Source organism: Kitasatospora sp. NPDC001175, assembly GCF_053598215.1.
The window spans coordinates 1-24,684 of record NZ_JBSFJU010000064.1; the positions used below are offsets into that span (position 1 = coordinate 1).

Consider the following 24,684-nt stretch of genomic DNA (forward strand, 5'->3'; position numbering starts at 1 on the left):
CAGGCGAGCGGTGATGGAAGCAGACAAGAGCGGTCCTAAGGCAGGGGACAGGGATTCACACCCGCACGGCCTTCGAGAAGGGTCCGTGCCTCCGGCGTGGTAGCGGCGCCGTGATCGCGGTGGAACGGATCGCGTGGGCTGCGCCGGTTCGCTACGACTCGGGTGGAAGGCCCGGTGCGTCGTGGCGACTGAAGCCATTGTTAGCGGGCCCGGTGGCGGGCTCCAAGGGGTCGGAAACGGCCGGTCTACGACGCGGTGTCGTAGGAGCGTCGCCCGTCGGGGTTCCCGGGGCGCGTCGTTCTGCCCGCCGCCGTGGGGCTGAAACCTGGCCTTCGGGCCCGTTTTCGAATTCCGTGATCACGGCTCTGAGCTGGGCTGATGTGGGATCGGCCGGTCGGTGGCGGCCCCGGCGGTCCCGGGGTGGCCGCGATGGTGGCCGGATGGCCGCGGGCCCGGTGGGGGTGGTCCACTATGCGGGGTAGTGGAGTGTCTGCCGCGTGTGGCCACCGTCACGGGCAACTTAAACCTATTTTCTCCTTTTTGGGCGGCTCTAGGGCCCCGAATGCCCCCGCCGGAATGTGGCCCGGGCCACAGAATGCGCCGGGTTGCCGAAAGCAATGTGGCCCAGGCCACAGGCAGAAGTGCGCCAAGGACCGCGAATACCTGCCCCGGCGCCGACCGCGAGCGGAACGGGGTGGAGCGGGGCGCCGGGTCAGGAACGCCGGTCGCAGCCCAGCCCCGACGGCCGGTAGGATCTCGCAGCTCTCACCCTGCGACCGCGGACAGCAAGCCGACCGCCGAAGGTCGGGGCCGTGCGATCGTCACCCTGGCGCCAGGCCCCTCACCGCCAGGGGTGAACACGATCTCGCCCACCGGGCCCCCGGACCCCAACACCAGCCCGGGACCCCAGCCCGATGGCACACTGACGCTTCCAACCCTCGCCCTTACCAAGGGAGATGTTCGAATGGCCGAACTGAACGCCCCTTCTGAACTGCGAGCAGGCCGATGCCGCTGCGGGGACATCACCTACGAGGTCACCGGCGTTCCGGACGACCCGCACCTGTGCTCCTGCGAGCACTGCACTCACCTCTGCGGTGGCCCCGCGATGGCCTGGGTCGGCTTCCACAGGGAGGCGCTGACCTGGACCGGCCCTGGAGGCGAGCCGACCTGGTACGCCACCTGGCCGACCCTGCACCGCGGATTCTGCCCGCGATGCGGGACCCCTCTCGTCTCCATCACCGATGACTCCCCGATGATCATGGTGACGGCCTTCAGCCTCGACGACCAAACCGGCCTCGAGCCCCTCGGGCACAGCTTCCGCGAGAAGGCCGCGCCGTGGATGACCATCACCCTCGCCCACGAACCGCAGCCCCGGTAGCGCCGGCCGCAGCGGCAAAGCCCGGGGGCAACACGGCGGTGCAACTCCATACGCCTAGAGATATCAGGTCATGCTCGTGGCTGTATTAGACGTATCCGTGCTGGCCACTTAGCGTTTGGCGCATGACAGAGCGACGTGCGATCCTCAGCGGCTCGACCTTCGAGGAGCAGATCGGCTATGCCCGTGCCGTGGTGGACGGCGACTGGGTGCATGTGTCCGGGACGACCGGGTTCGACTACACCACCATGACGATCTCCGACGACGTGGTGGAGCAGGCCGAACAGTGCCTGCGCAACATCGAGGCCGCGCTGGCCGAGGCGGAGTGCACCTTCGCCGACGTGGTGCGGGTGCGCTACTTGCTGCCCGAGCGCGAAGACTTCGAGCCCTGCTGGCCGGTCCTGCGCCGCTACTTCGGCGATGTCCGGCCGGCCGCCACGATGCTCATGTGCGGTCTCGCCGACCCCCGGATGAAGATCGAGATAGAGGTGTACGCACGGCGGGCCACCGCGTAACAGCCCGATCTGTTCCGGGGAACGGGGGCTGCGTGGCCGACACGTGCCCGACGACGGCCGGGGCGATCCGACACACCACGAGTGGACTCGGCCGGAGCCGCGGCTGCCCGGTGGCGGACGGACGGGCGGCGGAGCGATCACCGTGTCGGGGTTCCCGATCGGCTGGCCGCATCGTCCTGGACGAGCTCGGCGCCCAGCGGCAGGCCGGACTGCTCGCTGTGCGCGATCGACTCGGCTTTCTAGCGCAGCTCCAGGCCGAGTTCCCGCTCCAGCTGCGCACTCTGCTCCGGCGTGGCGAAAACGAAGTAGCTGTCGTAGTTGCTGTCCCTCAGACGCACGAAGTGGACGAGGTAGAAGCGGCGGGTGTCGTCACCGGGGTCGGGATCGACATGCCCGATGAACTCCGTGATCGCCAAGTGGTCGAGGTACTCGTCCGACTGATGCTCGACCCACTGCGTCACCAACGCGCCGTTGCGGACGAACTCCAGGACCTCGTGTCCCTCCTCGTCCTCAACCAGCCGGGCGCCGGTGATGGTGACCGCGCCGCCGGTGAGTGTCGCGGCCCGCTCCAGGATGCCCGCGTAGCTCTCCTCCAAGTCGTCCACATCGTCCCCGTGGGCCGAGATCGCCACGCCGAATTCTTCGAGAGCGCTGGGCACTTCATGGGGCGGCAGTTCGTTGTGCGCGAGGTCCGCGTAATCGGCGAGGACACTGTCGACCTTCTCCTGGGACACCATGCCCATGCGCTGGAGCAGCGCCCCCACGTGTGCGTACGACGAGCCCCTGAACCACGGCAACACGTCCACGAGCCTGTCCGCCGGCCGCCCCGCCTCCGCGACGAACAAGTCGCGCAGGCACACCAGTGGAACAGCCGCACCCCCGACCCGCTTGTCCGGCTGATCGACGAACGGGACATCGGTCCACCCGTTCTCCCGTGATCCGGCCTCCCCGGGCTCGGCATCGGGATCGAACGGGATGTACTGCCACACCGCCCCCTTGACCTGCCGGATCACCTCGCCCAGGTACCAGCAGGCGCCCTGCACGAACGGCTCGTCCCGCGCGGCGTCGAACTCCTCCACGGTGGTGAACCGCCGCCTCAGGACTGCTTCCAGCCAGTTCAGCGTGTCCGGGTGGAAGCTCCACCGCCACGCTCCCTCGAACGCGTCCTCGGCCCAGGCGGAGAGCGCCTCTCTCCGGTCGTCCAGCCATGCCGTCAGAGCCGGATCCTCTGCCAGCGGCGCTCTGGGGTCGACGTACGGCGTGTGCTCCTTGACGGGCTCCCACCCCGGAACGTGCTGTCGTCGCGCCGTCACGGCATGCCGGAGCCGCTCGACCTCTTCGGCGAACGCGGTCCCCGTACGCTCTCGCAGAGCGTGGGCGATCAGCAGCATCGGTGCGACTGGAGACAGTTCCAGTTCCAGGTCCGGCCAGACGACAGGCTGCCCCGGAAGACCGTCGATCTGCCGGGTGTTCCAGGCCCAGGCACCGCCGGCGACACCGAGCAGGACTTCGCCGAGATAGGCCATCGCACTCTCCACGAACTCCCGCCGCTTCCCGGTGTCCTGGACGCGGCCGTGGTGCTCCAGCAGGACCGCCTCCAGAGCCTCCAGCGACGCTGGGGAGTAGTCGAAGCAGAAATCCGCGGGGAGGAGCACCCTCTCCAGGACCCGCAGCTGGTAGGGCAGGTCGCCGATCCACTTTCGAAGCAGATGCTGCGGGGAGACTTCTGGCTGTGCCTCAAGAACCACCATGCGGCCACTGTAGAGGCGGGCAACGACAACGCTGGTGTCGTCGAGTCGCCACATCAGCGGGCCACCGATGGCGCCGTGTCCCGGACCGGTTCGGTTTCCCGCGGGGCCTGCGCCGTGGGCGGCGAGTGGCCCGGTGAGGCTGCGCCGGGTGTGTCGTATGCCCGGGAGCCCCGGGGGCCCGGTAGTATCCGGTGTCAGGGAGCCGCAGACGGCCCCGGAAAACGCAGCCACGGACGCCCCGCCCGGCGAGAGCCAGGCGGGGGCGTCCGTGAGGCGGATGAGCGCCGACCGCGGCGTGGTCCGGTTCTCGGCGATGTTCCGGTGCCGGTCAGGCCACCGTATCGCGATCCCGGACCACGCTATCGCCGGTCACGGAGAAGGTCTTGACCGAGCACGTTCCCGATCCGTCGAGGCGTCCACGGCCCCTCGACCGCCCTTTTCGCGATCGTCAAGACCATCATCGCTCAGACCTTCCAGGGAAGGCCTGATCAGTCCCGGTCGCCCCCGCCCTCACCACCGTGGCCGCCCTCGTCACCGTGGCCGCCCCCGTGGTGGTGGTGGATGACCCGGAAGCTGGCCAGCACACCGTCCTTGACGAAGACACCCTTGACGCGGTGCACGTTCACGCCGTCGGCCTGGCTGTGAGGCCCGACCGTGGCGATCGGAGCGCCGTTGTCGCACACTGCCCCGCGGAAGACCTCGACAGTCTTGTGGCTGTCGTTGCGGATGTTCAGGGTCTTCGCGCCCAGGCCGCTGATCACGGTGATGCAGCCGTCCGTGTGGGCGGAGTAGGTCCGCTCGTTGATCTGGATCCGGCCCTCGTGGTGGCGCTTGTGGTGCCGGTGCTCACGGTGCTCGTGGCCCTCGTGGCCCTCGTTGCCCTTGCGTCCGTTGTTGTTCTCCTTCCCGTCGTTACCGGAGGGTGCCTGCTCGGGAACGGCCACCTGCTGGACGGCCGGGGCTGCCTGGCTCGCCGGCTGCGAGGCGGCCGAGGCGTAGGTGAGGCCGGTCGCGGCCAGAGCCGCGGCGGCGCCGACGGCCGCGGTGATAGCGGTGGCGCGGGTGATCTGCATGGAACTTCTCCTGTTTCCTGAGCGGTCGGCTAGGCCGCCGACCCCGTGATCTGAACGTAACGACGGCACTCACATCGGGCATCTCGAAGGCCGCCACCAGAGAGCCGAATGAGGTACCAGGACAAGGCGTCGCTCTCCTCAGGAAACGTCAAATCATCTGCAAGACAAGAGAATTGAAATGAGCTTAGCCCTTCGGATTGAACCTGACACCAGCTCACACCATCGGCGGCCGGAGCGTCTGGAACCGCCGACACGATGAGATAAGTCGGCGTCAGGGAAACAGGCGGCGCAGGAACAGCGCCCCGCTCGCCGACGCCTGCGCCCACACGCCCCTCCCCGCCGGCCCGTAGACCCGCCCGCCTGGCCGGTGCGACCCAGGACGCGATCCACACGAACGCCCAGAGCCCGGCCTGCCACGCAGGCGGCGGGCCCCGTCCCCCGACGATCTGGACCCTGCAGCCGCACGCGGCATCCCGGGCGACACCGACGGCCCAGCCGCAGGCGACCACCACAGCGACCAACGCAGCCCCCGATTGCACCACAGCCGTCACGAGCGCCCCCAGACGAGAGGCCCGGTCTGGCACGGATCAGCTCGGGCTGCCAGACGGAGCGGCCCAGCCGATGGCACACCAGATCGAGCGGGACCGGCACGGGCCGCCCCGACGAGACCCCGACACCGTGCGTCCAGTCCAGCGGCACCTGCCGCAGAAGCTCGAACGCCGCCCGCAACGGGAGGTCGGACAGCCGCCAGAGCACCGGATGGCGGCTCACCAGACCGTACGCCGCGATCCTGAGGCTGCTCCAGGTGCCACGGCTCGAGGGCTTGCTGATCGCATACGCCTGGGTCGTCTGCGCCGCTGGGGCACCACCGCCACGACGGTCGGCCTCCGCCCCGGCCCGCCCACCGGTGACCGAACGGTCGGCCAGACCGGCCTGGCCTGCCTCTCCCCTCCCGAGGACGTCCTCCGCCTGATGCTCGAGTGACTACCCACCACGCCCCTGGCGGCCCGGCGGCTTCCGCGCGGCCCGCCAGGGAGACGGCCGGCGTCCGGGATCACCCCGGTTCCTCGAATGACGCCGGTAGCTCTACGGTCGTTGCACGCCCGGGCAGACCGCGGCGGCGAAGTCGTCCGCGAGCACGGCGATCTGGGCCCGGCCCTCGATCCTGGCCAGCCACTGCTGCGGCAGCAGCCCGTCGCCGTGACGGGCGCCGAGGAGATTGCCGCAGATCGCGCCGGTGGAGTCGCTGTCACCGGAATGGTTGACCGACAGCAGCAGCGCGGACTCGATCGGCGTGTGATCCTTCCAGAACGTGGTGCGGGCCAGCGCCGCGTAGACGGCGATGGCCAGTGCCTCCTCCGCGATCCAGCCGCCCCCGAGGCTCTCCACCGTCATGGGTGTCGCCGGGCCGGCCGCGGCGAGCTCAACCGCCTTGCGTAGCAAGGTGGTTGTCTCCTCGTGGCCCGGGTAGCGGGCCAGCAAGCCCATGCTGAGCCGGACCGCGTCCTGGAGGGACTCGCCGGTCACCAGGTGGCTGATCATGGCGGCGAAGGCCCCGGAGGCGTAGTAGCTGGTCGGGTGGCCGTGTGTCATCTGCGCGCAGCGGGCGGCGAGTTCGAAGGCGTACTGGGGGCTGGCGTCGGTGAGGCCGAAGGGTGCGGAGCGCATCACCGAGCCGCATCCCTTCGCGTCGGGGTTGACCGGGCCGGGGGTGCCGTCGATCGCGCCGCGCGGGTCGGGGATGTGGTTCTTGGGGATGCCGAACTCGCAGGCGCGGCCTGGGGCTCGTCGCGCGTAGAGCCAGGGCTCCTCGCGCAGCCATCCGGTGCGGTGCGGGCTGCTGAGCTCGGGTTGCGGTGCGTCGGACTGCTGGGTGTCCAGCCACCGCAGGTACGCCTCGTGCACCAGGGCGGTCTCCGTGCCGCCGCCGTCCGTCATGATGCGGGTGTAGCCGCGCAGCCAGCCCTCGGCCGTGAAGAGGGTCATCTGGGTGTCGTCGGTGATCGTCCCGACCATGCCGTGGCGGTCCGGGACCAGCCCGGTGATGCCCTTCTCCCCGTACTGGGCCTCGACGGTGACCATGGACTTCATCTCGATCGGATTGCCCAGTGCGTCCCCGATCGCCCCGCCGAGCAGACAGCCCCGGACCCTCGCCCGGTACGCAGCCAACTCGTTCCACTCCAGGTGCCTCACCCGCGCCCCCTCCAAGCTTGATCAACTGCCCCAGACTATCCACCACCGACCTGCGGCACCGAAGGCCTGCGCCGGGGCCGGCTGCACGGCGCGCGCTGCGGGACGCACCGAGTCCGGGTCCTACGTGCCACCTGAAGCCGGCTCTGCCCGTCGAGAGAAATCTCAAGACATTTGGATCAAGTGTTCTAGACTCTCGAGATGGTCGACGAGTTTCTTCGCCTCACGGTCCTGGGGTGCGCGACGCCGTTTCCGAGCGTGGACAATCCGTGTTCCGGCTACTTGGTCTCCAGTGGGGACACGCGTGTGTGGGTGGACGCGGGCAGTGGAACGCTGGGCCCGCTGCAACGTCACGCCCGGCTGGATGAGCTGGACGCGATCTGGATCTCGCACCTGCACGCCGACCACAGCGCGGACCTGCTCACTGCCTACTACGGCGCTCTGTACGCGGACGTCCGCCTTGCCGCGCCGATCCCCCTCTACGGCCCGCCCGGTATCGTCGACCGGCTGGCGGGCTTCCTCACCAACACGTCGGTCCGCAGCCCGATCGAATCCGCCTTCGCCGTCACCGAGTTGCACGATGGGCACCAGGTGAACGTTGGTCCGCTGAGGCTGACCAGCCGGGCTGTGGCGCATGGCATCCCGGCCTTCGCGCTACGCGTCGAGGTCGCGGGTCGGTCGCTGGTCTACTCCGGGGACACGGCACCGTGCGCCGGCCTGACGAGTCTGGCCGACGGATGCGACGTGCTGCTGTGTGAGGCCGAGAGCGCGAAGGTGCCCACCGAGGGCGACCAGGTGCACCACACCCCTGAGGACGCCGGCGAGACCGCCAGCGCGGCCCGGGCAGGCCGGTTGATCGTCACGCATGTCGGTCGGTTCCTCACGCCACAGCAGGCGGTGGCGCGCGCCTCGGCGCGCTTCAACGGCCCCACCGACTACGCCGCGCCCGGTGCGACCTTCGAGATCGGTCAGGCCACCAGCGCCCCTGGGCGCCCAACGAGCTGACCGCGTTCGAAGCGGACTCCGGCGCGGACGAGCAGGGCGAATGCGCCCAGACCCCGACCGCCGAGCGTCCGGGCAGAGGAACCGGCGTCCGGGCGCAGCGTTCCCCCGGTACGACACAGCGCGGACAGTTCACGTTCGGTCAGGTGCTGCTCCCGAACGCCCACCATTTCGGTGAACCGCCGTGTGGAGCCGGCGACGTACTCCGACTCGTCCGGTCAGCTCAGCCCGCTCCTCGCGGTCGATGACGTCGGGGACCCGACGGCAACCATCCGTGAACGACTCGCCCGATAAAGTGAACTGATCATTCCGGAAGAAAGGCCACGGCGCTCACGGTGACCGAGTCCCGCCCTCACACCCTGTTTTCCTTCGGCACACTGATGGACGAACGAGTCCAGACCACACTCTTCGGCCGAGCCGTGCCGAGTGCTGCGGCATCGCTGGCCGGCTGCACCACCAGGCCCCTGCCGATCACCGACCAGTCCGTGATCGCCACCAGCGGCCTTGACGTCCACCTGGCGCTGAAGTCCAAGCTCGGCGCCGTGGTCGATGGCGCCGTCCTGCGCCTCACCGACCAGGAGCTCGCTGCAGCTGACGCCTACGAAGTGGACGACTACGTCCGCCGACGGGTACTCCTCTCCTCCGGAGAGAGCGCCTGGGCCTACCTGGATGCGAAACCACTGCGCCCGGCAGCACGCATAGTGATCGTGGGCGACAGCATCGCCTACGGACGCTGCGATCCGCACGGCGGATGGGCAGCCCGCCTGACGGCCACCCACATCGCCGGGAACGAGGCCGACCACCGGGTCTTCAACCTGGCCATCCCCGGAAGCACCCTGCTCGATGTGGCCGAGCAGACCCCCGCCCTCCTGCCTCCCCGCCGACCCGACACCATCATTGTCGCCGCCGGCATCAACGACTCCGCCATCTCGACCGCCACTGCGCAGGCTCACCGCGACATGCCGGCGCATGTCGCGGACAGCCTCGCCTCGCTGGCTGACACCGCCCTGAGCCACAACGCGCGACTCGTCGTCGCGGGACCGACGTGGATCGACGAATCACGCACCGGCGACTACGAGGGCCTGCGATTCACCCAGGCCCGGGCGCTGGCCCTGCGCGAGTTCCTGAAGACCTGGTGCGCCGAGAACCACATCGACTACCTCGACATGTGGGAACCGCTGCGCGACAGGACCGAGATGCTCACGGACGGCCTGCACCCCACCCCCGAAGGGCACCAGGTGCTCTACCAGCACATCGACATCTCCGGCTGCTGAACCACCCGGCAGCCGCCGAGCCGGGACGGACAACCGGCCCCCTTCCGCTGCTCATCGAGCAGACACCCCGGCTGAGCCAGGACGACGAGTTCCTGCAGAGCATCCGCCTGCTGTGCACTGCCGTCGTCACCCTCACCAGGACATGAACACGGCCGTGCCGCCCGCGCCCGACACACCACCACCCGGTGCCGACGCGGGCGGCTCTGACGCTGTCACAGTCGCCTGCGAACATGGGCGTCATGACTGCACATGCCGCCGACTACCGTTGGTTTGCCGAGCGCTACGACGTTCTGAACGAGGCGTACTGCCTCACGCTGGTGGAGGGGCTCTCGCCGGAGGACCTGCTGGACCGGATCGGCGCGAAGCCCCTGCACCGAGTCACCGGGGTCGCCGCTCTCCTGGAAGCCGCGGACGAGTTCGAGGACGGCGGCTTCCAGGATGTCCTGGACGATGACGACGATGACGACCGGCTGTTCATCGCCGCCACCGAGGTCGGGGGCTGGGCGCTGGCCGTCGAGCACTACGGCCACCTCGGCATCTCCGCCCCCGTGATGGAGGCCCTCTCCCGGGGCACTCGTCTGGTCTCACACTTCCGGAACATCAACGCGGTGGACCACTTCTACTGGCAGGAGGACGGCCGGACCCGCCTGCACTTCGAGCCGCTGTTCGCCTTCGGCCGCGACGGCAGCGACGCCGACGCCACAGCGGCCATGATGGAGCAGGCCGGGTTCGACCTCCGTGAGGACGACGACTGCGACTCCGCCCTCCACACCGAGGCCGCCTTCGCCCTCGCCGAACACCTCACCGGTGTCCGGCTAACCCCGGAGCTGCTGGACGGCGCCGCCTTCCTCTGCGGCGCCGCCCCCGAACCGCTTACCTGACCGAACGCCAACGGCGCCCGCGGACGCCCCGCGCCGGGTCCCGTCGGACCGCCGTCCGACGGGACCCGGGCGGAGGAGTGCGGTCAGCTCCAGCGGTAGCGGCGGCGCAGGCTGTCCACCACCAGATTGAAGCGGGCCCGGTCCAGCGCGCAGGCCTCACGGCGCATCCCGCCGTCCCACACCCGCATCACCCGGTCCAGCGCCACCCAGGAGTCCCGGCCGGACTTGTCCCACGGACCGGAGCCGATCGGCACCCAGTCCCGGTCCCCTTCGTGCCCCTTGCTCGAGAGCATCACGGCCAGCAGACTGCCCGCCTCCTCGCGCGCCACCACCAGCACCGGCCGGTCCTTGCCACGGCCGTCCCGCTCCTCGTACGGCACCCACGTCCAAACGATCTCGCCCGGGTCGGGGTCGCCGTCGTGCCGCGGCGAGTACTCGGTACGAACCGCACCCACCCCGTACGGTTCCACCTCGACCGTGGCCTCCGGACCGAAACGACCGGGTATGTCCTCGTTGATCAGCTGTGTCATGCGCGAAGACTAGCGCCCGGACCGCCCACAGGGTGATCCCGAGTGTCAACCGGCCGCAGCGCCCCAGTTAGCCATCTCCCGAGGTGCCGTCGTCGGCCCCGCGGCGCCTACCTGCAGCGCGTGACGTCGGGGCTCCGCGCACGGCGTCGGCCGGTGGCTGGGAGGCTCGGGTGATGACGACGAACGAACTGCTGCGGCAGCAGGCGGAACTCCGGGCCGGGGCAGGAACGGTGGCCGAAGACGTAACCGCGGCCACCGCCACCGAAGTTCGCCGAGGTGGCGAAGTCGTAGCCCTCCTCCAGTTCGGCCGTGAACGTCATGGGCGCGGTACAGGAGGGGCAGTCGGGCGTCTCGTCATCCTGGATCCAGTCCGGCTCGCCGCCGAGTCGTCCCAGGACCGGCTCCTCCGTGGGCTCGCCAGCGGGGTGGAGCCTCAGAGCGGTGACCGCACCCAGGAGCATCTCGCCCTCTGCCGGGACTGCCGCCGGGGTGAGTTCGCCGGAGAGCACGTAGGCGCGATTGGCACCGGCGATGGCGTTCCAGTCGTCACACGTGCCGGGGTCGTTCTGGCAGAAGAACACCGCCACCGCCGTTGCGCCGAGGGGCAAGTGGGCGAGGAACTGCATAGCCCCACCGCACTCGCGGCAGCTCGGCCAGACGAATCCCTCGGGGACGAGGGGAACCCCGCCGGTCCTGAGCGCGTCGGCGTCGGCAGCAGTCTCTCCGCCGTATGTCAGCAGCATGGTCGAATCCCAGGGTCATCGGCAGATCGGAATCACGGTGACGTACGAGCCGGCCGAGGGGAGGTCGACTATCGCTTCGACCACCCGATCGCCGGCCTCGACGACATGGAGTGCGGCACGGCGCGGCCGCCCGGGTGGTGGTGCCACCGGCTTGGCAGCACCACCACCCGGGGTCAGGTCCGGGTGACCGTGCCGCATTTGCCGGTTCCGTCCGGCAGCGGCTTGCTCCGGTTGTACGGGTCCATCGTGCCTCCGTCACGCCGCTCGGTGCCGTCCGATGTGACGACGGGGAAGTCCGGCTCGAGCCAGCCGTCGTGAACTCCGCAGAGACTGTTGCCGAAGTAGCTGTTCGTGTGGCTGAAGTTCAGCTTTCCCGGTTCGACGTCGTACTTGGCGGGATCGTAGAAGCGGAAGTCGATCACGCGGCGCACGATCTCGCGGGTCACCTCCGTGCTACCGCTGACCGCTCCCGTCCAGACGGCCGGCTCCGCGCCCGGGGTGGCACCGGCTGCGAGGCCGCTGGGGGCGGGGTCCTGTGAGGGAGACGGCGTCAGCTTTCCGGCGTCGGGCCCGGGGAGCACGGCGTAGACGAAGGTGTAGTCGGTGTGGACCACCATCCCGTCCTTACCGTCCGCCTCGAAACTCGTCCGCCCCTGCAACTTGACCACGTCACCCGCGGGGATCGCGGTGCGCGGGTTGAAGCGGCTGGCCCAGTCACTGGGGTCGCTCGTGCCGCCCGGGTGGGCGAGCCCGTCCTCCGCCTCCTCCCGGCTCTTCCCGCCCAACAGGTCCAGTGCGGCCTGCGGGGTTCCGCCGGCGAGCGTCTTGGGGTCGAGGTTCGCCGCGACGAGGAAGTCCTTGACGGTCTTCAACTGCGCTGCTACTTCGTCCTGGTCGAAGACCCCGACCGCCTGTGCCTGCGGCAGCACGATCGCATCGGCTCCGGACGGCCACACCGCGGCCGGTGAACCGGCCCACGGGTGGTCCACGGTCGGGGTGTCCGGAGCAAGGGTCGGCGGGGCCGCGGTCGGCACCGCGGTCTCCGGGGCCTCGGTCGGGCCGTCGGCGACGTTGCTCGTGTACCAGCCGTGCAGCCGGTCGACGTTCAGCCCGGCCACCACCAACGCGCCCGCCAGCACGACGAACAGCGGGGTCTGCCAGTCGCGGCTGCGGCGTCGCTCGACGCCCCAGGGCGAGACGGTCTTCCTCTTCCGGCCGAACCGGCGTCGCCGGAGCTCGGTCGGCGGCCGCCACGGCTGCGATTCCGGGGGCGGCTGGCGCTTCCAGCGCGCGGCCAGCACGCGGGAGCGCCCGGACCGCTCCTTGATGGTGGCGGCCTTGACGAACTCGTCGTCGAGGACGAGTCGGTCGAACGGGTCGTCTGCTCCCGAGCCATTCGGCGAATCAGAGGTCGGGTGAGGTTCGGGGTCTTCAGCTATCGGCACCGCGACAGTATGCAGACACCCGCTGCCGACCGCTTCACCGGGGTGTCGAGGTGCATGGAGCGCCGGTGACCTGCGGCGGAGGTGTTCCCTCCGTCCGATCACGCCTGCTCGGACGGGCGGGAGGTGGTGCTGGTACACACGGTGTCGGCCTTCAGTCGATCGCGGGTGCAGCGGGCATCGACGCAGGCGCATCCTCGTGTGGATCCGGGCCGCCGCGGAGTCGACGGCGGCCTGGTCGGTGACATCGGCGGTCACCGCCAGCGCCCAGCCGCCAGCCGCCTGGATCTCGGCGGCGAGGCGGTCGCGCGGGCGGGGACGGTGACGCCGCCGCTGCGCAACGCCATGCCCTGCCGTCCCGCAGGTCCTCTGGCAACCGCAGGTCCAGGTCGACGGCTGGGACCGCAGCACCGTCACGCCCTCAGCCGGTGGGGCTCTCGCGGAAGCCGCCGTCCGTCAGGCCGGACGGACGGCGCGGGGGCCGACGACCTCGGCACCGAGGGCGATGACGCGGGCCCGAAGGCCGCGGTCGGCGGTCACGACCAGGCAGGCGCGCTGCGGGTCGTCGGCCTTGGCTTGCCGTACGACGTCGACGATCCGGTCGTCGCCGTTTCCGGGCGCCTCGACGACCCGGACCTGTGGCAGACCGACCAGGCCGCGGGCAGCGCCCTCCACCACGAGCACCACTTCCAGAGGCCGGGTCCGTGCCCACACCGGGACGTCGGTCCGGTCCGGTAGGCCCCGCTCGGCCACCGTGGCCAGCGCGTCGCGCAGCCGTTCCGCCGCGCCCCTGCGGTCGCGCCACCAACCGTCGGGAACCGATCCCACGACGTTGGCGCCATCCACGACCAGCAGTGCTTTCGCATCCATGGCAGACAAGCCTGTCACGCTGATGCGACCGAGGCTGCGAGCACGCTGAGCGGATCGGCCTTGCCGCCGCCGGCGGCGCCGTCCGCCAGCCAGCACGCCAGCGTGCTGAGCGCCGCGCACCTCACGGCCAAGGAGCGGATCGGCGGCGCCGTTGTCCACACCCTCACCAGCCTCGGCGCGGCGCTACTCGGCGGCATTGCCGACTGCCACGCCACATCGTCACCGTTGCTCGTGGAGCGGTCGACGCGGGAAGGCAGGGCCTCCTGGCAGCTCGGTGGGTGTCGCAGCCGCCTCGAACAGCCAGGAGTCCCTGGTGCCGCAGCCTGGTGAGTCGCCTCGGTCTGCGAAGTACCCAGTGAGGTAAGGGAATCGACCTCGGGTCGTGCAGCTGGGGGTGAATGCTCGGGCTCTGCGTCTCGTGTGGGCGCGGAGCCCCCGCAACTCAGCTGAAGGGACCGTCGTCCGCGAAGGCGCGGGTGGCGAAGCGCTTGCCCATCCGACGGTACGCGGCGGCGGTGGGGTGAAGGCCGTCAGCCAGGTCGTCCGCCTCGTCCAGTCCGAGCAGCTCGCGTCCGTCGAGGTAGTGGAGGTGGGGGTCGCGTGCCTGGCGCGCCGCCACGATCCGCGCCAGCTCGGCACGGACCACCTCGAGCGACAGCGCCCCACCGGCCAGGTCGGCCGGGTCGCCGAGGGCTGCGATCCTCCCGTCCAGGCCGAGCACGGTCGGCCCGGGAGTCTCCTCGAGTGCCGGACAGCCCACCGGGGACACCAGCAGCAGCGGGGTGTCCGGGTGACCGTCGCGGATCGTGTCCAGGAATCCGTGGACCGCCGGGCCGAACGTCCGCTTGCGGAAGGCGGCCATGCCGACGATGTTGATGCCAACCTTGAGGCTGATCAGGTCGGCTGGCATGTCGCGGATCGTCCGGGCGACATAGGGGTCAAGCAGTGCGTTGCCCGCCTGGCTGAGGTTGATCACCTCCACTCCGCCGAGCGCGGCCGCCACCACCGGCCAGGTGCCGGTCGGGCCGTCGGCATCGATGCAATGGCTGATGGAACTGCCGTGGTGCACCCAGCGGCGCCGTCCGTCCGGCAGCGGCGCCAGCACATCGCCGTCGGCGCGCAGTGCCACCAGTTCCGTAGGGGTCTGCTGCGGCAGCCACAGCTCGACGTCCTTCATACCGGCTGGCAGCCCGGCGAACCGTACCGTCCCCGTCTCGCCAGGGGTCAGTCGCTGCACGGCCCCGTGGGCCGACATCCGCAGGACGTTGCCCACCGGCGCTTGCCGACGCCCGGCGGGCACACCGTCCACCAGCAGTTCCAGCATCCCGGTCGGGCGGGGTTCGGGGTCGGTGTCGAGCTGTCCGGTGGAGGTGAGAACCTCGAACTCCAGCTCGCGCGCATCGGTGCGGAACACCAGCCGCACCCCCGAGGGCATCACCGTCACCCCGTACGCCGACGGGTCCTGATACTGCTCCTTGGTCCATGCGGGCAACCGACGCGGCATCACCCCCGCCTGCGTGATCTCCAGATCCAGTGCGCCCCGTAACTCCACCGGCCCGCCCACCAGCGGAACCGCCCGCATCGCCACCGTCACCGCTCCTGCCATCTCTTGGGCCTGACAGGCCGTAATGCCTGATAGCACCCTGGATCGAGCACGCAAGCCGGAGCTTGAGCACTCTCATCCACCGCCCCGAAGCAGCCTAGTCGGTCCGTACGCACTGCGAAGCGGTTCGTGCAGAAAATGGAATCCGCATCCGGGTGGACGATCACCGTTGTCTCACCGGCGCGCCGACTCCCCGGGGTCCGGGGGCACCCGCCGGGCAGCTGATCCGCCTCGTCGAGATCATCGACAGCCTCCACACCGACCCCGGCCCACGTGCCGTTGCCTGCGGCCCCACCGGACCACTCCACCTCCTGACCTGCACCGGAATGCTCCCCAGCCCGCGCCGGGGCGCCACGGGACGACATGCGACTCGCCGCCGATCCTCTTAGTCTCGCGGCATGGAGATCGACCGCCGCCAGTTATTACATCGCGTTGCGCAGGGAGCCGCGGCGGGCGCGGCGGTCACCTTGACCGCCGCGAGGAGTCCGCAGCGTCGACCGGGACCGGCCGCCCCCGCGCCCCCCGCACCAGCGCAAGCCGACCCTGCGGCGGCCTCGATCCAGCCGGTGTTGTCACGGGGTCCGGTCTCCACCGCCCTACCTGACCTCTGGAAGCCGCCGCCACCCTCGATCGTGGCGCGGTCGCTGTGGCAGCCCGGCCAGGCGCCGAGCCCGCCCGAGCCGCAGCACGACCACACGGTCCGGGCGTTGTTCATCCATCACACCGCCAACGGTGACTCGTACGGTCCCAAGGACGTGCCCGAGATCGTCCGGTCGATCTACCGGGACCACCGCACGCGCCGGGGCTGGGACGACATCGGCTACCACTTCCTGGTCGACCGCTACGGCGTGATCTACGAGGGCCGTCTGAGCGGCGTCGACCAGGCGGTGACCGGCGCTCATACGCAGGGCTTCAACCATGAGACGGTCGGCGTCGCGGCGATCGGCACCTTTCCGGCCGGCGCCCATGTACCCCCGGCGGTGCTGGAGGCCATCGCCCGTCTGGCCGCGTGGCAGCTGGGCGCGTACGGCGTCGATCCGCGAACCCGCGTCGAACTGACGTCCACGAACAGCGAGAGCCGCTTCCCCGCCGGCACCCGCCATCCGTTCAACGCCATCTCCGGCCACCGCGACGCCTGCTTCACCGAGTGCCCGGGCGTCACCCTCTACGCCCTGCTTCCCCAGATCATCGAACACACCGCCGACCTCCTCCGCGGCGCGACCCCGTCCCGTACCGGCCTGCCGATCGGCTCCCTGAGCACCCCCGGCCCTGCCGCTCGCGGATAGCCGCCGCGTCCGCCCCCGCCGCTCGGGGTACGGCGGGCGATCCTGACGGCCTCGGATCCATCAGAACCGCGGTGGCCGACCCCTGGCGCCCGCCGGACCGGGATCCCGCCCGACTCCGCGCCTCAGAAAATACTTCCGTCCGACTGTCACATCCGTCCACCCCGCCGGGTCAGAGCAGTGAAAGCAACGCAAGAGACCCGGAAGGAACACCCACCATGGACGCCCAGCCCACCAGCACCCCGACCACGGCCCGGAACGCGACCGGTTCGAGGATGCCCAACCCGCTCAAGCTCGTCCCCGAGATGGGAGCCGTGGCCGGCGCCCTCTTCAAGGCCGTCGGCAACGGCTCCGTACCGCAGACCACCATCGACCTCGTCCAGCTGCGCGCCGGCCAGATCGTCGGCAACACCTACCTGACCGTCATGCACACCAACAGCCTGCGCAACGCCGGACAGTCCGAGGAACGCATCACCGCGGTCGCCTCCTGGCAGGACGCCCCCTACTTCACCGGTGCCGAGACCGCCGCCCTAGCTCTCGTCGAGGCCGTACTCCAGCCCGCCGCCGACGGCGAAAGGGTCCCCGACGAGCTCTACGCCCGCATCGCCGGGCACTACGACGACAAGGCCCTCGCGACCCTCGCCATCGCCATCGGTCAGGTCAACTTCTTCATCCCCATCGCCCTCATCGGCAAGCCCCTGCCCGGCGTCAAGCCCTCCGAGCAGTGGACCTGACACCAGAGCGGGGACACCGGGCCTACGACGAGGCCGTGCCGCAGCGCAGCGGGGCCAGGACCGCCGGCGGGCCGGCACGAGGGTCCCGCCGGCGCCCCGTCGCGCCCCGGTCAACTCGTCCCTGCGCGCTGCCGTGCAGACCAGACCTCAATCCTGACTGACCATCAATTAATTAAGCTCTGAGCGGGATTGAAGGGTTGACGCTCTCGGCTACCCGCCCGCGACCGAGTCACCCGACCCGGCCGCGGGCGGTTGCGCTTGTGAGCACGGCACTTCTCCTCCGCCCCGTGACCTGACGGTGGTGCGTCGCCACAGACCGCACCGAGGCGTGTGCCGTGGACGCCCCCGTCCTCACCCTCCCACTACTGGGCCTCCGGTTCGGACTCCGCCCCCGCGCCACCGCACTGCGCACCGGAGGCGGCATCGGCAACATGCCGTCACTGATCCGCGATAGTTCCGGAGTTGCCTACTGCGCTCTATCGGTCATTGCGCACCGCCGCTATGCTCTGCCCCTGCCAAGCCGGACAGACAACGTGTGCATCCGGGTCCGCATGGGGACACCGATGGGTACACACCGATACAAACGGCGCACTTGTGCACTCGCGAATAATTCCATCGCAGGGGGTTACATGACAGTCAGCCATGCCCAGCGGCGTGTTGGGGTGAGCGTGGTGGCAACCTTGTCGCTGCTCGCCGGCGCGCTCGTCATCGGCATGCCGTCCGCTCAGGCCGAGTCCGTCCCGAGTGGGCGGGCCGCGTTGGAGGGCACCAAGCCCGCCTGGGCCACCGGTGCCGCCGACCAGGGCGCCACCCCGGACTCCGCTCAGATCAACGCCCGCGTCTACCTGGCAGGGCGGGACCCGAAGGCCCTGGACGCGTACGCCACGGCCGTCTCCGACCCGCAGTCGGCCTCGTACGGCAAGTACCTGACGCCCCAGCAGGCGCAGGAGCGTTTCGGCGCGACACAGGCACAGATCGAGGCGGTCACCAAGTGGCTGCGGTCGTCGGGTCTGACCGTCACCGGCACCAACCGGCACTACATATCCGTCTCCGGTAACGCTGCTGCCGCGCGGACGGCCTTCGCCACCTCGCTGCACGACTACCGGAAGGAGGGCCGGACTTACCGGGCGCCCCAGCAGGCCGTCTCCGCTCCCGGCACGCTGGCCGACGCGGTGCTCACGGTGACCGGCCTGGACAACGCGCCGCACCGGGCGACACCACGGGACACCCTGCCCGGCCCCGGCGCCGGCTTCCGCAACTCGGGCCCTTACTCGACCTACTACGGCTCGAACGTCGCCGGCACGCTGCCGGACGCGTACGGCACGAAGCTCCCGTACGCGATTCACGGATACACCGGCAAGCAGTTGCGGGCGGCGTACGGCGCGGGCAACTACACCGGCAAGGGCGTGACCGTCGCGATCACCGATGCGTACGCCTCCCCGACCATGGCGAACGACGCGGCCGAGTACGCCAAGCACAACGGCGACCGGGCCTACCGCAAGGGCCAGTACACCGAGGTGCTTCCGGCCTCCTACACCAGCGTGGACGACTGCGGCGCATCCGGCTGGTACGGCGAGGAGTCCCTGGACGTCGAGGCCGTGCACGCCCTCGCGCCGGACGCGGACATCGTGTACGTCGGCGGTGCCTCCTGCAACGACCCCGACCTGCTGGACGCCCTCAACAAGGTCGTCGACAACCGGCTCGCCGACATCGTCTCCAACTCCTGGGCCGACCTCGAGGGCAGTGAGACACCGGACGGCGCGGCCGCCTACGACCAGACGTTCAAGCTCGGCGCCGTCGAGGGCATCGGCTTCTACTTCTCCTCCGGCGACGACGGCGACGAGGTCGCCAGCTCCGGCAAGAAGCAGATCGAGAGCCCGGGCAACTCGGCCTGGGTGACCGCGGTCGGCGGCACCTCGCTGGCCGTCGGCAAGGGCGACAAGTACCAGTTCGAGACCGGCTGGGGCACCCAGAAGGCGCTCCTCGCGGCGGACGGCAAGAGCTGGGCGAACCTCCCCGGTGCGTTCAACGGCGGCGCGGGTGGCGGCACCAGCTCCACCGTGAAGCAGCCGTTCTACCAGCGCGGCATCGTCCCCGACGCACTGGCGAAGGCCAACGGCCCCACCCGGATGCGTACCGTGCCGGACATCGCGGCCGTCGCCGACCCCAACACCGGCTTCCTGGTGGGTCAGACCCAGTCCTGGCCCGACGGCTCGGTCAAGTACGACGAGTACCGCATCGGCGGCACCTCGCTGGCCGCACCGGTGATCGCGGGCATCCAGGCGCTGGCGCAGCAGGCCCGCCACTTCCCGATCGGCTTCGCCAACCCGTCGATCTACGCCCGCTACAACTCCCCGCTCTACCACGACGTGACGGACCAGCCGCTGGGCGCCGGCCGTGACCTCGCGGTGGCGCGAGTCGACTTCGCCAACGGCGTCGACGCCTCCGGCGGCCTGGTGACCTCCGTGCGCAGCCTCGGCAAGGACAGCACTCTGCACGCGGTCCGCGGCTACGACGACGTGACCGGCGTGGGCACGCCCGCCCCGGGCTACGTCACCTCGTACGGCTTCCCCTTCCTTCGCTAGCCTCTGCCGGAGCGCCGGCCCCCGGACCCTCGTGGCCCGGGGGCCTCTGCTGTCGCCGGCGCAGCACCGACGCCTGCCGCCGCGAGGTCCACGCAGGCCGGCGCAAGACGCGACCCGTATACGCCTCGAAGGCGCATCCGTCGGGGAGGCCGCCCGCTCACCGAAGCGGCCTGACCTACCGAGACATCTGGAGCCTTGATGGCAGTGGAGATCATCTACGAGACACACGCCACGACCACCGACAACGAGGCGGGCATCGGCACTGGCTGGCTCCCGGGCCGGCTCTCGGAACTGGGCCGTCGCCAGGCCGGTGAGCTCGGCGAGCGCCGCCGCGCCGATGGACTGGCGGCCGTGTTCACCTCCGACCTTCACCGCGCCGTCGAGACAGCCCGGATCGCGTTCCCCGAGGGCGGGCCCGAGATCCACCAGGACATTCGACTGCGCGAGTGCGACTACGGCGACCTCAACGGGACATCGATCTCGCTCATCGCTGCCCAACGGGCTCGACGGATCGACGTTCCCTTCCCCGGTGGCCAGAGCTACCGCCAGGTCCTCGCGGCTACCGACGCGTTCCTCCACGACCTGGCCTCCTGCTGGGATGGCCGCCGTATCCTGGTGATCGCCCACTCGGCCAACCGATGGGCCCTGGACTGCCTGCTCACCGGCGCATCACTGGAAACCCTGGTAGCAGCACCACCGGCCTGGCGCCCGGGCTGGCACTACACGCTTCCGGCCGACTGGCCCGCCCCACCCCGGTGAACGCCGTCGGTCACAGCGGAGGAACGTTGTTCTTCGCCCCGGCCGACTGGGCGCAGGACAACGCGCAGGACCTCGATCTCGGCTCGCTCGCCCCGGCGCTGGTCGGACGGCATGTCTTCATCGCCGGCAAGAGCGGCATCGCCTACACCCTGGTCGCGGACCGCCTGGGCGGGGTCGGCGGCCAGGTGGCGCAAGCGCAGGCCTGCCGGGGCTTCGGCGCGGCGGCGGTCGACGGCGACACCGTCTACCTGCCGTGCGCGGATGCCCTGGCCCGGTTCTCGGTGGCGGCCGACGGCTCGATCAAGGCCGGCTGGCGGGTGCCACTGCACGGGGCCGGTTCGCCGGTGGTCGGCGGCGGCGCGGTCTGGGCCGTCGACCACGGGCACGGGCTGCTGAATGCGCTCGACCCGGCGAGCGGCCAGGTCCGCCGACAGCTCACCGTCGGATCCGTGCCGGACTTCGCCGCGCCGACGCTCTCCGGGCCGCGCATCCTGCTCGGCACGCTGAACGGGGTGACGGCCTTCGTCGAATCCTGACTGACGCTCGGTTGACCCGACATCACCGAGCTGTGCAGGAAGCCCCTCCCCTGTGCACCTGCTGCCGGGCGATCACCCGGACGAGGCCGCTCCGCCACGTGCTTGAATGCCCAGGTGAACGCTGACATTGACGTACTCGTACTCCGCGTCTTCACCGGCCCCGACGGTCGGTACGGCAACCCCCTGGGGGTGCTCCGCGACGGCCACTCGGTCCCCGACCAGGCGTCCAGGCAGGCGGTCGCCAGGCAACTCGGCTTCAGCGAGACCGTGTTCGTCGACGACCCGGAGCACGGGAGGGTCGACATCTACACCCCCGGAGCACGGCTCCCCTTCGCCGGCCACCCCCTGGTCGGCACGGCCTGGCTGCTCGGTCTGGAAGCCTTCGACCTCCCCGTCGGCAGCGTCACCGCCCGCCACGAGCCCGAGTTCACCTGGATCACCGCGCGGCCGGAATGGGCCCCGCCCCGCACACTGCGCCAGTACTCCTCCCCCGACGAGATCGACGCCCTGACGGTCCCCGAGCCAGGGGAATGGATCTACGCCTGGGCCTGGCAGGACGAGGCCGCAGGCCGGATCCGGGCCCGGGCCTTCCCCGGGCGCGGGGACGGCATCGACGAGGACGAAGCGACCGGAGCGGCCGCGCTGCTGCTCACCCACCGGCTCGGCCGGGCCTTGGAGATCACCCAGGGCAGGGGATCGCAGATCCTGACGAGGCCGGGTGCCGACGGGGTGATCGAGATCGGCGGGCGGGTCCGCATGGAGGCGCCGTCCGAGCGGTGAGCCGTGGACCGCGAGTTCCCCGCCGACGAGCCGCACCACGTGGCGTACGGCTGAACCGGTCCGAGGCACCCATGCATTGCCAGCGCGTCCGCCGGGCGACGCACCGCTGTGGAGCCGCTCACCGGACTCCGCGTACGGGCGGACCAGGGCGGTCGCCTCGTCCGTGCCTCCCCGTCGTCGAGGAGGCCGGCGACCGTGCCGGCCGCGACCCGCCAGCCGGCCTCGGCGAACGGGGTGAGCACGTCGAGCGCGGCATCGCACCGGTCCTGTTCGAGCAGAGCCTGCGACCATGCTTTGGCGCAGTACCAGTCCCCGTTGTGCGCCCGTAGCCGGACCTCGTCGAGGTGGCCGTGCTCGACCAGCATCGAGACCGCCCATGGCGCGATCCACCCGTCGTAGGTGCGGGCCCGGCGGTCGAGATCAGCAGCGTCCACGACGACGAACGATAGCGGTGGCACGACCGAAGTCCTGCCGGTCGACAACCGCGGCCGGTGCTCGCCGGTCTGCGGTACGCAGGCTCTTCGCGTCCTCGTTGTCCTATGCGTTCTGAATCGCGTTCACCAGTCCGGCGACGAGGTTCGCCCGCTCGGCCATGGTTTCGACCACCAGGTACTCGTGGTCGGCGTGGGCCCCTCCCCCGACCGCTCCGAGGCCGTCGAGGGTCGGCACGCCCAGTGCGGCCGTGAAGTTGCCGTCGCTGCCACCGCCGACCGACCTGCCTTCGAGGCCGGGAAGCAACTGCCGTGCCACCGCGAAGAGTCCGGCCGACGCCGACCCGGGCATCGGGGGCCGGCTGACGGATCCCTGAACCGTGATCCGCGCCTCGTCGAGATGGGGAGCCAGTGCCGCGAACGCCGCTTCGATCCGTGCCTTCTCGTCGGCCGACTCGACCCGGACGTCGACGATGACGGTCGCCTCTGCGGGAACGACGTTGTCCAGGGTTCCTGCGGACGCGACGGTCGGGGTGACCGTCGTGCCGATCTCGGGTCGGCCGAGCGCGGCGATGTCCAGTACCTGGTGGGCCGCCTCGATCAGGGCGTTGACCCCGGCCGCGGGCTCGAGGCCGGCGTGCGACGCCCGGCCCGCGATGGAGACCTGGAAGGTGCCGGTGCCCTTGCGGCCGGTCTTCAGGGCTCCGCCGTCGGCGGCACCCTCGAGCACGAGTACCGCACCGCAGGCAAGGGCTCGTTCTTCGATGAGAGCCAGCGAGGAGCGGGAGCCGACCTCTTCGTCGGCGGTCACCAGGATCTCCACGCCTGACCGGTCATCGAGCGTCGCCAGGCCGTGAACGGCCTGTACCAGACCGCCGAGCATGTCGAAGACCCCGGGGCCGGTCGCGTGCCCGTCCTCGACCGTGAACGGGCGGCGTGCGAGGGTGCCGAGCGGGAACACCGTGTCATGGTGGCCGAGGATCAGTACCTTGGGGTCGCCACCGGCTGACCAGTGGACGTGCGGCCCGGCTTCGCTCTCGACGAGGACGGCCTGCCCGCCGAGGCGGCTCTCGATGACGGCGGCGACGGTCTTGGCCGATGCCGCCAGGGCGTCGAGATCGCGCGATGGGGATTCTATTTCGACGAGTGTCCTGAGATCCTCGATCATCGCGTCGACACTCACTTGGGCGGTCCTGTGCATCGTCATGCTGCGAGGGTAGCTGGCGCGCCGGACCGCGTTGGAGGAGATCGTGCACGGCCCACCACTCGCCGGGGTGCCTGTCCCGCTGCAGGTCACCACCGGTCGGAACGGGCCGGTCGACCAAAAGCGGCTCGCCGGTAGCCCGGCGGTCCGAACTGGTCGACCGGGCAGCCCGGTTCGGTGTTCCTGCGTGATGTCCCCTGACAAGTGGGCGAGTTGAAGCCCCGCAGCACAACCGGGTCACACCGGGCGCACCGTGCCGACGCTGACCAGTCCGGTTTCGTAGGCGACGATCACCGCCTGTGCACGGTCGCGCAGCCTGAGCTTGCCGAGGATGCGGGCGACGTGGGTCTTGACCGTCGCCTCCGACAGGTGGGCTGAGCAACGCCGAACTCGCGGCACGGCTCCGCGCCGCACTACCCGCCCGCCGCGACTCACCCGGGCCAGGATCGGCATGGTGTTCCAGTTCTTCCACCTGCTCGACGACCTCCGCGCCGCAAGGGCGTCGTTGTGCACCACCCGCGCACACCCGAACGCCCGGGCCAGCGCGGCACGCTGACCTAGCGTCGGGTAGACACGGCAGGAGTACCGAAGGTGCACATGGTCAACCTACCGAAGGTCACTGACAACAGCTCACGTCCAAACCTCCGAAGATCGCTCCGCCGCTTCGCGGTTCCGACCCAAGGACCCTCCCCCACCCTCCGGGCGGGGGGGACCCCCATCTCCCCGACCTGAAGGCCGGAGCATCCGGGGAGAACAAAGGTGAACGGGCCCGCGACATCGGTGTGGCCAAGGCGCTCGGCATGACGCCGCGGCAGACCGTCGGCATGGTCCTCACCTCGGTCGCGGTCGTCGGCCTGATCGGCGGCGGCATCGGGCTCCCGCTCGGCCTCGCCCTGCACGCCGTGACGGGACCCGCCATGGGCCACCGCGCCGGCCTCGACTTCCCGAGTGCGGCCCTCGACGTCTACCCGGCTCCCGAGCTCGTCCTGCTGGGCCTCGGCGGTCTGGTCATCGCCGTCCTCGGCTGCCTCGCGCCGGCGGCCTGGGCGGCTCGCACTCGGACCGTCACGGCGCTGCACACCGAGCGAAGGCCGGGCCGGACGGCAGACCTGTGGTCCGGCAC

General features: G+C 70.5%; 20 protein-coding genes and 3 pseudogenes. 12 read left to right on the forward strand and 11 right to left on the reverse strand.

Features of this window, described 5'->3' with window-relative positions; translation table 11 throughout:
• The first annotated feature begins 964 nt into the window (after nt 1-964).
• Both ACWDAK_RS32160 and ACWDAK_RS32165 read left to right on the forward strand, forming a co-directional pair.
• Nucleotides 965-1,378, forward strand: coding sequence for a GFA family protein (locus tag ACWDAK_RS32160; protein ID WP_427395506.1), 414 nt, complete (start codon nt 965-967; stop codon nt 1,376-1,378).
• 122 nt (nt 1,379-1,500) lie between these two features.
• Entirely contained in the window at nt 1,501-1,890 is a 390-nt protein-coding gene (locus ACWDAK_RS32165) for a RidA family protein (RefSeq protein WP_427395505.1), read from the forward strand.
• 239 nt (nt 1,891-2,129) lie between these two features.
• Here the strand turns inward: ACWDAK_RS32165 and ACWDAK_RS32170 are convergent, their stop codons facing one another.
• The 3 genes from ACWDAK_RS32170 to ACWDAK_RS32180 form a co-directional block, all read right to left on the reverse strand.
• Entirely contained in the window at nt 2,130-3,641 is a 1,512-nt protein-coding gene (locus ACWDAK_RS32170; RefSeq protein ID WP_344641530.1) for a hypothetical protein, read from the reverse strand.
• Between the two features lie 488 nt (nt 3,642-4,129).
• On the reverse strand, nt 4,130-4,714 hold the full coding sequence (locus ACWDAK_RS32175; RefSeq protein ID WP_344641529.1) for a hypothetical protein: 585 nt from the start codon (nt 4,712-4,714) through the stop codon (nt 4,130-4,132).
• Nucleotides 4,715-5,800: 1,086 nt separating this feature from the next.
• The gene (locus ACWDAK_RS32180) at nt 5,801-6,907 is read right to left on the reverse strand and encodes an ADP-ribosylglycohydrolase family protein (RefSeq protein ID WP_427395504.1); all 1,107 of its coding nucleotides are present in this window, start codon (nt 6,905-6,907) and stop codon (nt 5,801-5,803) included.
• Nucleotides 6,908-7,105: 198 nt separating this feature from the next.
• Between ACWDAK_RS32180 and ACWDAK_RS32185 the strand changes: the two genes are divergently transcribed.
• The 3 genes from ACWDAK_RS32185 to ACWDAK_RS32195 all read left to right on the forward strand — a co-directional run bounded on the left by ACWDAK_RS32185 (nt 7,106) and on the right by ACWDAK_RS32195 (nt 10,061).
• Nucleotides 7,106-7,909 carry an MBL fold metallo-hydrolase gene (locus ACWDAK_RS32185; RefSeq protein ID WP_344638858.1) on the forward strand — a complete coding sequence of 268 codons (804 nt, stop codon included), beginning with the start codon at nt 7,106-7,108 and terminating at the stop codon, nt 7,907-7,909.
• A 377-nt stretch (nt 7,910-8,286) separates the two neighbouring features.
• Complete coding sequence (locus ACWDAK_RS32190; RefSeq protein WP_427395503.1) at nt 8,287-9,180, forward strand: GDSL-type esterase/lipase family protein; 894 nt, start codon at nt 8,287-8,289, stop codon at nt 9,178-9,180.
• A gap of 239 nt (nt 9,181-9,419) precedes the next feature.
• Nucleotides 9,420-10,061 carry a DUF6461 domain-containing protein gene (locus tag ACWDAK_RS32195; protein WP_427395502.1) on the forward strand — a complete coding sequence of 214 codons (642 nt, stop codon included), beginning with the start codon at nt 9,420-9,422 and terminating at the stop codon, nt 10,059-10,061.
• Between the two features lie 83 nt (nt 10,062-10,144).
• Here ACWDAK_RS32195 and ACWDAK_RS32200 read toward each other — a convergent pair whose 3' ends face one another.
• From ACWDAK_RS32200 to ACWDAK_RS32220, 5 genes are all read right to left on the reverse strand, one after another.
• A complete protein-coding gene (locus ACWDAK_RS32200; protein WP_344638861.1) occupies nt 10,145-10,591 on the reverse strand; it encodes a type II toxin-antitoxin system PemK/MazF family toxin in 447 nt (148 codons plus the stop codon).
• Between the two features lie 107 nt (nt 10,592-10,698).
• Nucleotides 10,699-11,334: a hypothetical protein gene (locus ACWDAK_RS32205; protein WP_427395501.1), complete on the reverse strand. Its 636-nt coding sequence runs from the start codon at nt 11,332-11,334 to the stop codon at nt 10,699-10,701.
• Nucleotides 11,335-11,507: 173 nt separating this feature from the next.
• Nucleotides 11,508-12,779 (reverse strand): SCO2583/SCO2584 N-terminal domain-containing protein, encoded by a 1,272-nt coding sequence (locus ACWDAK_RS32210; protein WP_427395500.1) that lies wholly within the window; start codon nt 12,777-12,779, stop codon nt 11,508-11,510.
• A 453-nt stretch (nt 12,780-13,232) separates the two neighbouring features.
• Nucleotides 13,233-13,646, reverse strand: coding sequence for an NTP pyrophosphohydrolase (locus ACWDAK_RS32215; RefSeq protein WP_344638864.1), 414 nt, complete (start codon nt 13,644-13,646; stop codon nt 13,233-13,235).
• Between the two features lie 442 nt (nt 13,647-14,088).
• Nucleotides 14,089-15,252 (reverse strand): GDSL-type esterase/lipase family protein, encoded by a 1,164-nt coding sequence (locus tag ACWDAK_RS32220; protein WP_427395499.1) that lies wholly within the window; start codon nt 15,250-15,252, stop codon nt 14,089-14,091.
• A gap of 563 nt (nt 15,253-15,815) precedes the next feature.
• On the opposite strand from ACWDAK_RS32220, the gene ACWDAK_RS32225 reads away from it, so the two are divergent.
• The 6 genes from ACWDAK_RS32225 to ACWDAK_RS32250 all read left to right on the forward strand — a co-directional run bounded on the left by ACWDAK_RS32225 (nt 15,816) and on the right by ACWDAK_RS32250 (nt 21,926).
• A complete protein-coding gene (locus ACWDAK_RS32225) occupies nt 15,816-16,535 on the forward strand; it encodes a peptidoglycan recognition protein family protein (protein ID WP_427395498.1) in 720 nt (239 codons plus the stop codon).
• A 215-nt stretch (nt 16,536-16,750) separates the two neighbouring features.
• Nucleotides 16,751-17,266, forward strand: a complete 516-nt coding sequence (locus tag ACWDAK_RS32230) for a carboxymuconolactone decarboxylase family protein (RefSeq protein WP_427395497.1) — start codon at nt 16,751-16,753, stop codon at nt 17,264-17,266.
• 629 nt (nt 17,267-17,895) lie between these two features.
• On the forward strand, nt 17,896-19,851 hold the full coding sequence (locus tag ACWDAK_RS32235) for a S53 family peptidase (RefSeq protein WP_427395496.1): 1,956 nt from the start codon (nt 17,896-17,898) through the stop codon (nt 19,849-19,851).
• A gap of 198 nt (nt 19,852-20,049) precedes the next feature.
• The gene (locus tag ACWDAK_RS32240; RefSeq protein ID WP_344638869.1) at nt 20,050-20,610 is read left to right on the forward strand and encodes a histidine phosphatase family protein; all 561 of its coding nucleotides are present in this window, start codon (nt 20,050-20,052) and stop codon (nt 20,608-20,610) included.
• Between the two features lie 26 nt (nt 20,611-20,636).
• Nucleotides 20,637-21,146, forward strand: coding sequence for a PQQ-binding-like beta-propeller repeat protein (locus tag ACWDAK_RS32245; protein ID WP_427395495.1), 510 nt, complete (start codon nt 20,637-20,639; stop codon nt 21,144-21,146).
• A 114-nt stretch (nt 21,147-21,260) separates the two neighbouring features.
• Entirely contained in the window at nt 21,261-21,926 is a 666-nt protein-coding gene (locus ACWDAK_RS32250; protein ID WP_427395494.1) for a PhzF family phenazine biosynthesis protein, read from the forward strand.
• A 537-nt stretch (nt 21,927-22,463) separates the two neighbouring features.
• On the opposite strand, the gene ACWDAK_RS32255 is transcribed toward ACWDAK_RS32250, so the two are convergent.
• From ACWDAK_RS32255 to ACWDAK_RS32265, 3 genes and pseudogenes are all read right to left on the reverse strand, one after another.
• Entirely contained in the window at nt 22,464-23,564 is a 1,101-nt protein-coding gene (locus ACWDAK_RS32255) for a M20 family metallopeptidase (RefSeq protein WP_344638872.1), read from the reverse strand.
• Between the two features lie 234 nt (nt 23,565-23,798).
• A pseudogene (locus ACWDAK_RS32260) lies at nt 23,799-23,933 on the reverse strand (LuxR C-terminal-related transcriptional regulator); the annotation flags it as partial.
• A 162-nt stretch (nt 23,934-24,095) separates the two neighbouring features.
• A pseudogene (locus tag ACWDAK_RS32265) lies at nt 24,096-24,158 on the reverse strand (hypothetical protein); the annotation flags it as partial.
• Between the two features lie 131 nt (nt 24,159-24,289).
• Between ACWDAK_RS32265 and ACWDAK_RS32270 the strand changes: the two are divergent.
• Nucleotides 24,290-24,607: pseudogene (locus tag ACWDAK_RS32270) on the forward strand (FtsX-like permease family protein); the annotation flags it as partial.
• Nucleotides 24,608-24,684 lie beyond the last annotated feature (77 nt).

Excerpts from the sequence above, each read along its gene's own strand:
- ACWDAK_RS32160 (WP_427395506.1), top strand. The coding sequence starts at position 965 with ATGGCCGAACTGAACGCCCCTTCTGAACTGCGAGCAGGCCGATGCCGC.
- ACWDAK_RS32165 (WP_427395505.1), top strand. The coding sequence starts at position 1,501 with ATGACAGAGCGACGTGCGATCCTCAGCGGCTCGACCTTCGAGGAGCAG.
- ACWDAK_RS32170 (WP_344641530.1), bottom strand. The coding sequence starts at position 3,641 with ATGGTGGTTCTTGAGGCACAGCCAGAAGTCTCCCCGCAGCATCTGCTT.
- ACWDAK_RS32175 (WP_344641529.1), bottom strand. The coding sequence starts at position 4,714 with ATGCAGATCACCCGCGCCACCGCTATCACCGCGGCCGTCGGCGCCGCC.
- ACWDAK_RS32185 (WP_344638858.1), top strand. The coding sequence starts at position 7,106 with ATGGTCGACGAGTTTCTTCGCCTCACGGTCCTGGGGTGCGCGACGCCG.
- ACWDAK_RS32190 (WP_427395503.1), top strand. The coding sequence starts at position 8,287 with ATGGACGAACGAGTCCAGACCACACTCTTCGGCCGAGCCGTGCCGAGT.
- ACWDAK_RS32195 (WP_427395502.1), top strand. The coding sequence starts at position 9,420 with ATGACTGCACATGCCGCCGACTACCGTTGGTTTGCCGAGCGCTACGAC.
- ACWDAK_RS32200 (WP_344638861.1), bottom strand. The coding sequence starts at position 10,591 with ATGACACAGCTGATCAACGAGGACATACCCGGTCGTTTCGGTCCGGAG.
- ACWDAK_RS32205 (WP_427395501.1), bottom strand. The coding sequence starts at position 11,334 with ATGCTGCTGACATACGGCGGAGAGACTGCTGCCGACGCCGACGCGCTC.
- ACWDAK_RS32215 (WP_344638864.1), bottom strand. The coding sequence starts at position 13,646 with ATGGATGCGAAAGCACTGCTGGTCGTGGATGGCGCCAACGTCGTGGGA.
- ACWDAK_RS32220 (WP_427395499.1), bottom strand. The coding sequence starts at position 15,252 with ATGGCAGGAGCGGTGACGGTGGCGATGCGGGCGGTTCCGCTGGTGGGC.
- ACWDAK_RS32230 (WP_427395497.1), top strand. The coding sequence starts at position 16,751 with ATGGACGCCCAGCCCACCAGCACCCCGACCACGGCCCGGAACGCGACC.
- ACWDAK_RS32235 (WP_427395496.1), top strand. The coding sequence starts at position 17,896 with ATGACAGTCAGCCATGCCCAGCGGCGTGTTGGGGTGAGCGTGGTGGCA.
- ACWDAK_RS32240 (WP_344638869.1), top strand. The coding sequence starts at position 20,050 with ATGGCAGTGGAGATCATCTACGAGACACACGCCACGACCACCGACAAC.
- ACWDAK_RS32255 (WP_344638872.1), bottom strand. The coding sequence starts at position 23,564 with ATGACGATGCACAGGACCGCCCAAGTGAGTGTCGACGCGATGATCGAG.